Below are 1,045 nucleotides of genomic sequence, written 5' to 3'. Positions count from 1 at the left end.
CGCAACGAGCAGAACCAGCAGCGCGAGGAGGACCGCAAGTACCAGGACGAGCTGCGCGAGGAGCAGCGCAAGGCCGTGCAGGAGAGCCTCGGCGGCCTCAACGATCCGAACGCGGTCGGCGAGCAGAACCTGGGCAGCCTCGACGACCTGCTGAACCGGAGCAACCTGACCACCGAGAGCCCCGGCGACATCGGCGGCGGCTCGGGCGGCACGAACGGCTCCCTCGACGACGTGGTCAACCAGAACCTCGGTGGTCTCGGCGGCCTGAACAGCGGCGGCGTCTCCCTCAGGACCCCGACCGGCGGCAGCACCCGGTTCGACGACGGCAAGCTCTCCACCGACTTCCCGGACGGCAGCAAGACCAGTTTCGACCCCGACAGCGGGGTGCTCACGACGACCAACCCGGACGGTTCGACGACGACGACCGATCTGGGCGACGGTCTGAAGGTGACGAACCCGGACGGTTCGGTGACCTCGCTGGGCGAGGACGGGAAGCTGACCACCACGTTCCCCGACGGCACGGTCCAGAAGGTCGATCCGGCGACCGGCCAGACGGTCACCACCAAGCCCGACGGCACCACCACCACGACCGACCTGGGCAGCCTCGACGGCCTCAACAGCGGTCTGCGGGACGGTGTCCTCGACACCCCGACCGGTGGCAGCACCGAACTGACCAGCGGCGGTGACGTGCTCACCGAGCTCCCGGACGGCAGCAAGACCAGTTTCGACCCCGACAGCGGGGTGCTCACGACGACCAACCCGGACGGTTCGACGACGACGACCGACCTGGGCGACGGTCTGAAGGTGACGAACCCGGACGGTTCGGTGACCTCGCTGGGCGACGACGGGAAGCTGACCACCACGTTCCCCGACGGCACGGTCCAGAAGGTGGACCCGGCGACCGGCCAGACGGTCACCACGAAGCCCGACGGCACGACCACCACCGAGAACCTGGGCAGCCTCGACGGCCTCAACAGCGGTCTGCGGGACGGTGTCCTCGACACCCCGACCGGTGGCAGCACCGAACTGACCAGCGGCGGTGACG

General features: G+C 69.4%; 1 pseudogene. It reads left to right on the top strand.

Annotated features, from left to right (window positions below):
* A pseudogene (locus ACGFQC_RS35250) lies at nucleotides 1–1,045 on the top strand (hypothetical protein); the annotation flags it as partial.

Origin of the sequence: Streptomyces sp. NPDC048734 (assembly GCF_043198675.1) — a bacterium.
In the GTDB taxonomy this organism is placed as follows: domain Bacteria; phylum Actinomycetota; class Actinomycetes; order Streptomycetales; family Streptomycetaceae; genus Streptomyces.
The sequence above is the reverse complement of the archived record's forward strand: the minus strand, read 5'-3'. Positions and strand labels throughout refer to the sequence as shown.